This window comes from Streptomyces sp. NPDC003042, from assembly GCF_053591315.1.
In genome coordinates, this window is sequence record NZ_JBSFTP010000132.1 from 1 (window position 1) to 10,101 (window position 10,101).

13 protein-coding genes and 1 riboswitch are annotated in these 10,101 nt (G+C 71.4%); of the genes, 8 read left to right on the forward strand and 5 right to left on the reverse strand.

Annotated elements, in window-relative coordinates:
• The coding region (locus ACWDYJ_RS34790; protein WP_451569600.1) for an SGNH/GDSL hydrolase family protein at positions 1-720 on the reverse strand (720 nt) is incomplete at its 3' end.
• Entirely contained in the window at positions 707-1,276 is a 570-nt protein-coding gene (locus ACWDYJ_RS34795) for a PadR family transcriptional regulator (RefSeq protein ID WP_451569601.1), read from the reverse strand. The genes ACWDYJ_RS34795 and ACWDYJ_RS34790, both read right to left, overlap by 14 nt.
• Before the next feature lie 99 nt (positions 1,277-1,375).
• Here ACWDYJ_RS34795 and ACWDYJ_RS34800 point away from each other — a divergent pair, with 99 nt between their 5' ends.
• A complete protein-coding gene (locus tag ACWDYJ_RS34800) occupies positions 1,376-1,807 on the forward strand; it encodes a nuclear transport factor 2 family protein (protein ID WP_451569602.1) in 432 nt (143 codons plus the stop codon).
• A 43-nt stretch (positions 1,808-1,850) separates the two neighbouring features.
• Here the strand turns inward: ACWDYJ_RS34800 and ACWDYJ_RS34805 are convergent, their stop codons facing one another.
• Both ACWDYJ_RS34805 and ACWDYJ_RS34810 read right to left on the reverse strand, forming a co-directional pair.
• Complete coding sequence (locus tag ACWDYJ_RS34805; protein WP_451569603.1) at positions 1,851-2,714, reverse strand: hypothetical protein; 864 nt, start codon at positions 2,712-2,714, stop codon at positions 1,851-1,853.
• Between the two features lie 371 nt (positions 2,715-3,085).
• Positions 3,086-3,817 carry a flavodoxin family protein gene (locus ACWDYJ_RS34810; protein WP_451569604.1) on the reverse strand — a complete coding sequence of 244 codons (732 nt, stop codon included), beginning with the start codon at positions 3,815-3,817 and terminating at the stop codon, positions 3,086-3,088.
• A 90-nt stretch (positions 3,818-3,907) separates the two neighbouring features.
• Positions 3,908-4,104: riboswitch (cobalamin riboswitch) on the forward strand.
• A gap of 29 nt (positions 4,105-4,133) precedes the next feature.
• Here ACWDYJ_RS34810 and ACWDYJ_RS34815 point away from each other — a divergent pair.
• The 5 genes from ACWDYJ_RS34815 to ACWDYJ_RS34835 are packed head-to-tail and all read left to right on the forward strand — an operon-like array spanning position 4,134 to position 7,368.
• Positions 4,134-4,835, forward strand: coding sequence for an energy-coupling factor ABC transporter permease (locus ACWDYJ_RS34815; RefSeq protein WP_451569605.1), 702 nt, complete (start codon positions 4,134-4,136; stop codon positions 4,833-4,835).
• Positions 4,832-5,182, forward strand: coding sequence for an energy-coupling factor ABC transporter substrate-binding protein (locus ACWDYJ_RS34820; protein ID WP_451569606.1), 351 nt, complete (start codon positions 4,832-4,834; stop codon positions 5,180-5,182). Before ACWDYJ_RS34815 ends, ACWDYJ_RS34820 begins: the two co-directional genes overlap by 4 nt.
• A 3-nt stretch (positions 5,183-5,185) precedes the next feature.
• On the forward strand, positions 5,186-5,935 hold the full coding sequence (gene cbiQ, locus ACWDYJ_RS34825) for a cobalt ECF transporter T component CbiQ (protein ID WP_451569607.1): 750 nt from the start codon (positions 5,186-5,188) through the stop codon (positions 5,933-5,935).
• Positions 5,932-6,759 (forward strand): energy-coupling factor ABC transporter ATP-binding protein, encoded by an 828-nt coding sequence (locus tag ACWDYJ_RS34830; RefSeq protein WP_451569608.1) that lies wholly within the window; start codon positions 5,932-5,934, stop codon positions 6,757-6,759. The genes cbiQ and ACWDYJ_RS34830 overlap by 4 nt, the downstream gene beginning before the upstream one ends.
• A 30-nt stretch (positions 6,760-6,789) precedes the next feature.
• Positions 6,790-7,368: a PadR family transcriptional regulator gene (locus ACWDYJ_RS34835; RefSeq protein ID WP_451569609.1), complete on the forward strand. Its 579-nt coding sequence runs from the start codon at positions 6,790-6,792 to the stop codon at positions 7,366-7,368.
• 73 nt (positions 7,369-7,441) lie between these two features.
• Here ACWDYJ_RS34835 and ACWDYJ_RS34840 read toward each other — a convergent pair whose 3' ends face one another.
• Positions 7,442-7,654 (reverse strand): EF-hand domain-containing protein, encoded by a 213-nt coding sequence (locus tag ACWDYJ_RS34840; RefSeq protein ID WP_451569612.1) that lies wholly within the window; start codon positions 7,652-7,654, stop codon positions 7,442-7,444.
• Between the two features lie 253 nt (positions 7,655-7,907).
• Between ACWDYJ_RS34840 and ACWDYJ_RS34845 the strand changes: the two genes are divergently transcribed.
• On the forward strand, positions 7,908-8,687 hold the full coding sequence (locus ACWDYJ_RS34845) for a tRNA-dependent cyclodipeptide synthase (protein WP_451569610.1): 780 nt from the start codon (positions 7,908-7,910) through the stop codon (positions 8,685-8,687).
• Positions 8,668-9,903, forward strand: a complete 1,236-nt coding sequence (locus ACWDYJ_RS34850; RefSeq protein ID WP_451569611.1) for a cytochrome P450 — start codon at positions 8,668-8,670, stop codon at positions 9,901-9,903. Before ACWDYJ_RS34845 ends, ACWDYJ_RS34850 begins: the two co-directional genes overlap by 20 nt.
• Positions 9,904-10,101: the final 198 nt, after the last annotated feature.

Consider the following 10,101-nt stretch of genomic DNA (forward strand, 5'->3'; position numbering starts at 1 on the left):
CCGCCCCCGCCCCCGCCTGGGGCCGAGCAACGCGCCCGCCCACCGATTTCGGGGTGCACCGGCCCGGCGGGCCGTGGCAGCCGCCTGAGGCGGCAGGGGAAGGGACCAGGCTTCGTCGCTTCCCGGCAGGTGGAGGGCGTGGGCGAGGGCCGCGGCGATCCGCTCGTGGCCGAGCGGACTGGCGTGGAGCCGGTCCGCGGTCCACAGCCGCGGGTCGGTGACGACGGCCTGCCGGGCAGCGTCGAAGACCGTGACCCCGTGCCGGGCGGCCGCGGCGCGGATGCGGCCGTTGAGGCCGGACAGGCGGGACGCCAGCGGCCGGGCCAGGGGCGCGATCTTCCCCAGGTCCGGGAAGGTCACGGTCAGCACGTGGGCGCCGGCGCCCGTGAGCGCGGCGAACATCTCCTCCACGTGCCCGGCCACCTCGTCGGCGTCGAACCGGGGACGCAGCAGGTCGTTGACCCCGGCGACGACCGTGGCGAGGTCGGGCCGCAGAGCGAGCGCAGGCCCCAGCTGCTGGGTGCGGATCTGGCCGGCGAGCCGCCCCCGGACGGCCAGGTTGGCGTACCGGAGCCCCGGGTCGGCCGCCGCGAGGTGTTCGGCGAGCCGGTCCGCGAAGCCCCGTAGGCCGGTGGTGTCGTCCCCGTCGCCGACCCCTTCGGTCTGGCTGTCGCCCAGGGCGACGTAGCGCAGGTACTGACCCCGGTCACCGTTCGGCACGGGCCGACCGCCTTTCCCGCAGGACGTCCGCGGCCCGCAGGCACCAGTCCCGGTGGCCCTGCTCGAAGGCCAGGCCGCGCAGGCAGGTCAGGTACGGCCCGACCCGCTCGCCCCGGCGCAGGAACTCCGCCTCGTCCGCGTCGCCGCGCAGGTTGCGCAGCAGCTTCCCGAGGAGCTCGATCCTGCCCTCGCCCGCGGCTGCCCGCTCCGCGAGCTGTTCGATCACTGCGTCGGCGCCGACGTGGTCGGCGGCCTGGACCTTGACCAGCAGGTCGTCGCGGATCATCGAGGGCTTGGAGACGGCCTCGGCGAACCGCTCCAGCTCGGCGCGACCGGCGTCGGTGACGTGGAAGAGGCGCTTGTTGGGCCGGCTCTCCTGGACCACCTCCCGGCCGGCGACCAGCCCCTCCCTCTCCAGCTTGGCCAGCTCGGCGTACAGCTGCTGGGGCAGGGCGTGCCAGAAGTTCGCGACGCCGATGTCGAACGCCTTCGCCAGCTCGTATCCGCTGTACTCGCCGTCCAGCAGCGCCGCCAGTACGGCATGTCGCAAGGCCATCGAAGCAGCCCCCTTCCTTTTCTTCGTCCGCAGCCGCATCCTACTCATGAAAGTGACTAGTCATGTCTTTGAGTATGAGCTTGAGTACGAGGAGAGGTCATGGAGACTGCCGAACGCTTCCGCGCCGCCGTGGAGAAGCGTGAACTCACCGCGCTGGACGACCTGTTCACCGAGGACGTCCGCCTCTACAGCCCGGTGAAGTTCACCCCCTTCGAGGGCAGGGCCATGGTGCTGGGACTCTTCGGTGTCCTGCTGCGCACCTTCGAGGACCTGCGGTACGTCGGACGCTTCGAGGGGGCGGCCGAGACGAGCGCCGACGGCGAGGAGGCCCCGTCGGCGATCCTGCCGTTCCGGGCCGTCGTGGCGGGCAAGCAGATCCACGGCATCGACCTCCTCCAGTTCGACGAGGCGGGCCGGATCAAGGAGTTCACCGTGATGGTCCGCCCGCAGTCAGCGGTGCACGCCCTGGGCGAGGCGGTCCTCGCCGGTCTGATCGCCGACGGACTGGTTCCCGCGCCCGTGGACCGCTGACGGCAGCGGGAACCGCGGCGGGCGCGGCGTCGCCACAAATCCTCTAGGCGCGCAGCGTGACCCCGTACCTCGTGCGCAGGCGGTCGATCTCCCACCACGCCACCGCCGACACCGATCCCGGGCCACCGATCAGGGCGCAGATCTGGATGAACGGCGGGCCCGGCGGCATCCCGGCCACGGCCAGGTTGACGACCGCCAGCTCCCACACCAGCACACCCATCAGCAGGGCCGGCAGCGCGGCGTGCACCTCGGAGGTGCCGAACACGGTGCGGACCAGCGTCGTGGAGGCGAAGCAGACGAAGAACAGCATCCATAGCACCGGGGCGAGCAGGAGGAGCGTGATCAACGGGCTGAAGGCGTAGGACTGGAAGCTCTCGCCCACCACCACCATGCCCGCGAAGAGCAGCGGCACGGCCGTGAACGCGGCGAAGTACCAGAGGGCCGAGCGCACGGCAGGGCGCAGGCGCGCTCGCATGCCCGGCCTCGCGGCCGGGGGAGCCAGCCGGAGCAGGACCAGGATCACCAGGGGTGCGGTGAACAGCAGCAGCCACGGCGTGAGGGCGAGCCGGAGCATGTACTGCCCTTGGATCTCCGCGAGGTCCGACTCGGTGCCGTAGACGACGAGAATCAGGAGCGACGCGGCCAGGGCGGCCCAGGCCCTGATCTTCTGTACCCGCATCACCTGCGGATCGAGGAGGCGGCGGTAGACGTGCGGGGGGAAGGTCCGGTGCGCCTGCCGGCGGGCCGAGCGGGCCAGCGGATAGGCCAGCAAGGGCAGCAGCAGGGGCCACAGGCACAGGAGGAACACACCCCACACGCAGCCGTGGACGGGCACCCGCCGCAGCAGTTCCAGCAGCGGAGGCCAGTCACCGTCGCGGAACTGCTGCCACAGCGAACGGGGCGGCACGTACGGGGCGTAGGGCGGCGGCCCCGGAAAGGGATGCGGCCCGGGGTGCGGGTACTGGCTGGGACCGGGCTGCGGCGGCACGCCCGGCGGCGGCGGTGGCTGACCCCCGTTCGGCCGCGATATCGGGCCGTACGGGTTCGGTCCCCCGAAAGTCACGCCGGTTTCCTTCCTGAGATGCGGGACGGGTGTGCTGGGCAGCGATCCTGGTGGATCTCCGCCGAAGTCAACACGATCAACACAGTCAACACGGTGAGCACAGTCAACTGCCAACTCCGCGACCGCACATGGGGTTGCCTACGCCTGCCCGGCCATCGCCCTCGAAACGTGCGTCGGCGGGCTGCCCGTCGGGTCGACGACAGGTCGTCACCGGGTCAGCGGTGCTCGGGATTGGGGAAGTCGAAGCGGCAGCCCGCGTCCCACTCGGACCGCTGGTTGCCATGGGCCGGCATGCCGCCCGCGCGCTTGAGGAGCGCGGCGAGGTGCATCAGGTTCCACGACATGAAGGTCGTGTTGCGGTTGGTGAAGTCGTTCTCCGGCCCGCCCGAACCGGGGTCGAGGTACGAGGGCCCGGGCCCGGCCTCGCCGATCCAGCCCGCGTCGGCCTGCGGCGGGATGGCGTAGCCCAGGTGCTGGAGGCTGTACAGGATGTTCATGGCGCAGTGCTTGACGCCGTCCTCGTTGCCGGTGATGAGCGCCCCGCCCACCCGGCCGTAATAGGCGTACTGCCCCCGGTCGTTCAGCAGGGAGGAGCAGGCGTAGAGCCGCTCGATGACCTGCTTCATGACGGAGCTGTTGTCCCCGAGCCAGATGGGGCCGCAGAGCACCAGGATGTCGGCGTCCATGATCTGGCTGTAGAGGACCGGCCACTGATCGCTCTCCCAGCCGTGGTCGGTCATGTCCGGCCAGACACCCGTAGCGATGTCGTGGTCGACCGCCCGGATCAGGGACGTCCGGGCGCCGGCGGCCTCCATGACGGCGCGGCTCCTGGAGATCAGGCCCTCGGTGTTGCTGGTCTCGGGCGAGCGCTTGAGGGTGCAGTTCACGTAGACGGCGGAAAGGTCCGAGTAGTCGGGGTGGTTCGCGGTGGCGGAATCGTCGGGCACGCCCCCCACCCTGCCCACCGCCGGCCGGGATCGCCAGCGCGCCGCGCCCGTCCGGGCCGCCTTGGGGTTGGTACCGGTCGGCGCGGGCGACTAGGGTCAGCGGGCCTTGGTGTTCGGGAAACCGGTGGAAAACCGGTGCGGCCCTCGCCACTGTGATCGGGAAGTCCGGCTCCACTCCTGCGGGAAAGCCACTGGGACCGCGCGGGAGACCGTACGGCCCCGGGAAGGCGGAGTTCAGGGCATCAGTACCCGTGAGCCAGGAGACCGGCCGGGGCGCGTCGTCCATCCACGAGGTGCTGGAGAGGTCTCTCTACTCATGCATATAGCCGAGGGGTTCCTGCCCCCTTTGCACGCGGTCGCCTGGGGCGCCGCATCCGCTCCCTTCGTCGTCCACGGTGTCCGCGCCCTGACCCGTGAGGTCAAGGCCAACCCGGAGAGCACGCTGCTGCTCGGGGCGTCCGGAGCGTTCACTTTTGTCCTGTCCGCCCTGAAGATCCCCTCCGTGACGGGCAGTTGCTCGCACCCCACCGGGACCGGGCTCGGCGCCATCCTCTTCCGGCCGCCGATCATGGCGGTGCTCGGCACCATCACCCTGCTGTTCCAGGCCCTGCTGCTGGCGCACGGCGGGCTCACAACCCTCGGTGCCAACGTCTTCTCGATGGCGGTCGCCGGGCCGTGGGCGGGCTACGCCGTCTACCGGCTGCTGCGGAAGTTCGACGTACCGCTGATGGTGACCGTGTTCTTCGGTGCCTTCTTCGCCGACCTGGTCACCTACTGCGTGACCTCCGTCCAGCTGGCGCTCGCCTTCCCGGACCCGGGCAGCGGATTCGTCGGCTCCCTGGAGAAGTTCGCGGGCATCTTCGCGCTCACCCAGATCCCGCTCGCGGTCAGCGAAGGGCTGCTGACCGTGCTCGTGGTGCGGCTGCTGATGCAGTCCAGCAAGTCCGACCTGGTGCGCCTGGGCGTCGCCCGGCTGACCGGTGGCACCAAGGCGCGGCAGGAGGCGACGAACCGATGACCAGGAACGCGAAGATCAACACCCTGCTGCTGCTCCTGGTGGCGGCGCTGGCCGTGCTCCCGCTCGCGCTGGGGCTGGGCGACGGCCAGGAGGAGCCGTTCGCGGGCGCCGACGCGCAGGCGGAGGCGGCCATCACCGAGATCGAGCCGGACTACGAGCCGTGGTTCTCCCCCCTGTACGAACCCCCCTCGGCGGAGATCGAGTCGGCGCTGTTCGCCCTCCAGGCGGCGCTCGGCGCGGGCGTGCTCGCGTACTACTTCGGCGTCCGTACGGGCCGGCGCCAGGCCGCCGCCGCAGCGGGGTCCGAGGCCGGGGCCGGGGCGCCCTCCGCCACGCCGGAGCCGTAGGCGGTGCTGCCGATCGACGTGGCGGCGCACAGCAGCCGCTGGCGGCGCCGCCACCCGCTGGAGAAGGCCCTGTTGGGGTTCGGGCTGACCGTCACCGCCGTGTGCCTGCCGCCCTGGCCCGGCGGGCCGCTGGTCGCCGCGGCGACCCTGGCCGTATTGCTGGGGCCCGCCGGGGTGGCCGGGCGGCAGCTGTGGCGGGCCTTCCGGATCCCGCTGGGCTTCTGCTTCACCGGGGCGCTGCCGCTGCTGGTCTCCGTCGGGGGGCCGGACGGGTTCCTCGCGCCGGCCCCTGACGGCCTGCGGCACGCCGGGGAACTGCTGCTGCGTACGTCGGCGGCCTCGCTCGGCGTGCTGCTCTTCGCCTTCACCACCCCCGTCTCGGACGTCCTTCCCCGGCTGGTCCGGGCCGGGGTGCCGGCCCCCGTGGTGGACGTGGCCCTGGTCATGTACCGGATCGGCTTCCTGCTGCTGGACTCCCTGGCCCAGGTCCGGCGGGCGCAGGCGGCCCGCCTCGGGAACACCGGCCGGGCGGCGGCGTGGCGTTCGGTCGCCGGGCTCGCCGCGACCTCGTTCGTCCGGGCCTTCGACCGCGCGGCGCGGCTCCAGGAGGGGCTGGCCGGGCGCGGGTACGACGGCGCGCTGCGGGTGCTCGTACCGCGGGCGGCGCTGTCCTGGCGGTTCCTGACGGCGTCCGCCGCCCTCCTGACCGGGCTGGTCGCCGCAACCCTCGTACTGAAGGAGCTCTCCCGTTGAGTCCGTTGGTGGAACTGGTCGGCGCGGGCTACGCGTACGAGGACGGGCCCGCGGTGCTGTCCGGCGTGGACTTCGGCATCGCCGAGGGACGGGCGCTGGTCCTGCTGGGCCGCAACGGCAGCGGCAAGACCACGCTGATGCGGCTGCTGAGCGGGGGCCTGCGGCCGGGTTCGGGCACGCTGCGGCTCGACGGCACGGCGGTGACGTACGACCGGTCCGGGCTGACCCGGCTGCGGACGGCGGTGCAGCTGGTGGTCCAGGACCCGGACGACCAGCTCTTCGCCGCCTCGGTGGAACAGGACGTCTCCTTCGGCCCGATGAACCTGGGCCTGCCCGCGCCGGAGGTCCGGCAGCGGGTCGACGCCGCACTGAAGGCCCTGGACATCACGGCGCTGCGGGACCGCCCGACCCACCTGCTCTCGTACGGGCAGCGCAAGCGGGCGGCGATCGCGGGCGCGGTGGCGATGGCCCCGCGCGTGCTGATCCTGGACGAGCCGACGGCCGGGCTGGACCCGGACGGCCAGGAGCGGCTGCTGGACGTCCTGGCCGGCCTCACGGACACGACGGTGGTGATGGCCACGCACGACGTGGACCTCGCGGTGCGCTGGGCCGACGACGCGGCGGTCCTGACCCCGTCGGGCATCCGCGTGGGCCCGGCGCCGACCCTCTTGTCGGACCCGGCCCTCCTCACGTCGGCGGGCCTGCGCCAGGCCTGGTCCCCGGCGGTGACGGCCCTGCTCCGCACGCACGGCCTGCTGGCCCCGGGCGCCCCCGGCCCCCGTACCCCGCAGGAGCTGTCCGCGTGGAAGTCGGTACGCGGCTGACCGCACGCCGCGCAAACTTAGGATGTCGGCATGTCGCTCCCGCACGCCATCCTCACCGCCCTGCTCGAGAAGCCCTCGTCGGGGCTGGAGCTGACCCGGCGGTTCGACAAGTCGATCGGCTACTTCTGGTCGGCGACGCACCAGCAGATCTACCGCGAACTGGGGCGGCTGGAGGAGGCCGGGCTGATCCGGGAGCTGCCCAGCGAGGTACCCGTTCGGGGGCAGAAGAAGGAGTACGAGGTGCTGCCCGACGGCAGCGCCGAGCTGGCCCGCTGGGTCGCCGAGAGCCAGGATCCCAAGCCGATGCGCGACCCGCTGCTGCTGCGGATCCGCGCGGCGGCCGTGGTCGGGCCGCAGCGGCTCGGGCCGGAACTGCGGCGCCATCTGGAGCTGCACCGGGACCAGTTGGCGACGTACGAGGCCATCGAGGCGAAGGACTTCCCGCCGGACCGCAACGCCGCCGAGGACCGGCTGCGCCGGCTCGTGCTGCACGGCGGGATCGCCCTGGAAAGCTTCTGGCTGACCTGGCTGGAGGAGGCCCTCGCCGAGGTGGAGGATATGACGCCGCCCTCGGACGGCGGCGGGGACCAGGGCCCCACGGCGGCTTGACGCACCTCCGCCCCGGGCAGTGGGGGCGGAGGCCGGCGCGGGGCCGCTCGTCGGGCGACTACGTGTCGGGCGCCTACTTGCTGAGGGCGGCCCAGAACTCGTCGAAGCTCAGCAGGCCGTCGCCGTTGCCGTCCTTGGAGGCGATCACGGCGTCCGCGACCGCGCCGGTGACGTACGCGTCACCCATCGCCTTCATGGCCGCGCTGTACTCGTCGGCCGTGACGAAGCCGTCACCGTTCACGTCGAACTTGTCGAACGTCGTCCGTGCGCTCTCGATGTCCGCCACTGGATCCACCCCTTCTTGGTACGTGTTGACCGGCTCAGGGTAGCGGCCTGCGGGCCGGGGTCCGCCCGCGGGTCCCGTTCGGCCGGCAGAAAGGTATTCAATTACCTGTCGGTCACACGGAACCGATAATTCCAGCCAACAAACCCGCCCCCCACTTGTCACGCTCCGGGATCACGGCATAACGTACCGACATTGCCGCCACACCAGGAGCGCAGGGCTCCCAGGGACAAGCGGCAACAAGGCGATCACACAGGTGACGATCACAGCTGACGCATCATTCGAAGTTCTGCCCTTCACCCGCACTTGCCGCCATATCTGGGAAGACGGCGCCCATGTGCTCATCGGAGTGAGTCCCGGCAACAGCTACTTCAGCGCTGAGCGCATCTCCAGCCTCGCCCGATGGGCCACGACCCGCTTCGCGCAGGTCGACTTCGTCTACGCCGACCTCCACGTCGACCGGATGTTCGCCGCCTTCGGCTACAGCCGGGAACACGCGGAGAAGCGTGCGGCGAAGGAGATAAAGGCGGTCCGGAGGAGGATCCTCAAAGGCGTGGAGGAGTCAGGTACTCCGCAGGCCGACATCCGAGTGAGGGCACTTTCGGAGTTCCAGTCGAACCCCGTCTACCAACTACTCCACCGACGCGTTCTGCATTTCCTGGAGACCGACGATACATTCCGCAAGGGCTGCGAGGAAATGGCCCTTCACTTTGTCGGCTCCAAGTTGCCGGAGGGTGAATCCATGACGGACGCCCAGTTGCAGGTCTGTTTCGATTACATGGCAGCCGAGCTGCCCTTCTTCGTGGACACCCCGAGCATTCTCGACGTGCCGTCCTCCGTGGCGGCCTACCACGTCAAGATGCCGATGACCGATGTCCTCTTCGGGCGGGGCGGGGGCCTGCGCGCGACCCGCAACCAGGCCTACGCCGTCGTGCGCCCCGAGGCGGCCGCGACCACGGCCGCGATGACGGCCACGGCCACGGAAACGAACCACGCACCGACCGAAGGGACCGTCGATGAGCGTCGAGCAGCTTGAGGGCAGCCAGGAGCCGCTGCCGCTCCTCGACTTCCCCCTCTCCCGGCGCGGTGACGTGCTGCCCGAGGAGTGCTCGTGGCTGCGCGAGAAGGCGCCGGTCGCCAAGGTCCGTACCCTCACCGGGGACCCGGCCTGGCTGGTGAGCAGCTACGCGCTCGCCAAGCAGGTACTGGAGGACGAGCGCTTCAGCCTCAAGGACACCGCCAACGCCGGGGTCCCCCGCCAGTACGCGCTGACGATCCCGCCCGAGGTCGTCAACAACATGGGGAACATCAACAGCGCCGGCCTGCGCAACGCGGTCATGAAGGCACTGAACCCCCGCCAGAAGGGGCTCCAGGACTGGCTGCGCGCCCAGGCCGGCGAACTCGTCGACCGGCTCGTCGCCGAGGGCGGACCGGCAGACCTCCGGGCGGGGTTCGCCGACCCCTTCTCGGCGGCGCTGCACTGCCAGGTGCTGGGGGTGCCGTTCGAGGACTGGCGCCGGCTGATGTCGGGGCTGGACGTCGCGTTCATGACCGCTCGCGAACCGTTCGCCGACTCGGCCCTCAACTGGTACAAGGACGTGGGCTACTTCGTCGACCGGCTGCAGGCTCAGCTGGCGCTGCCGACCGAGGAGCGTACGGGGCTCCTCGGCAGGTTCGCCGACCTGCGGGAGGCCGACCCCGAGTCGTCCCACCTGACCGACGAGATGTTCGCGACGGTCGCCGTCTCGCTGTTCGGCGCGGGCGCGGTGTCCACGTCGGCCTTCCTCGTCCTCGCGGTCCTCGCGCTGCTCCAGAAGCCCGAACTCATCGGATACCTGCGCCTGCACCCGGAGCGCATGGGCAAGGCCGTCGACGAGCTGCTGCGCTGGAACCTGTCCGTCGGTGACGGCCTGCCGCGCATCGCGATGGCGGACGTCCAGGTCGGCGACGTGCTGGTGAAGGAGGGCGAGCTGGTCCTCGTCCTGCTGGAGGGGGCCAACTTCGACCCGGAGGCCTTCGAGAACCCGGACGAGCTGAACCTGGAGCGCGAGAGCGCCAACCCCAACCTCGCCTTCGGCGCCGGCCGGCACTTCTGCCCGGCCTCCGCCCTGGGCCGGGCCCACGCCGAGATCGCGCTGGAGGTACTGGTCGAGCGGCTGCCCGAGCTGCGCCTCGCGGTGCCGGCGGAGAACCTCGTCTGGCGGACGGGCTTCATCAAGCGGCTGCCCGAGCGACTGCCGGTCGCCTGGTAGCCGCCGGGCGGTACGCCTGATGGATGTCGGTGTCCCGGGAGCTGTGCGAGTTCCCGGGGCACTGTCATGCCCGGATCCGCCGGCCGTGACCCGCCGGGGATCCCCTAAGGGCTGTCCCGTAATCCCCGGTGGATCAGCGCACGGCGTCAGATGCGGTGCATCTCCCCCAGCTACCGCTGGGAGGTGCCCCCGGGCGGA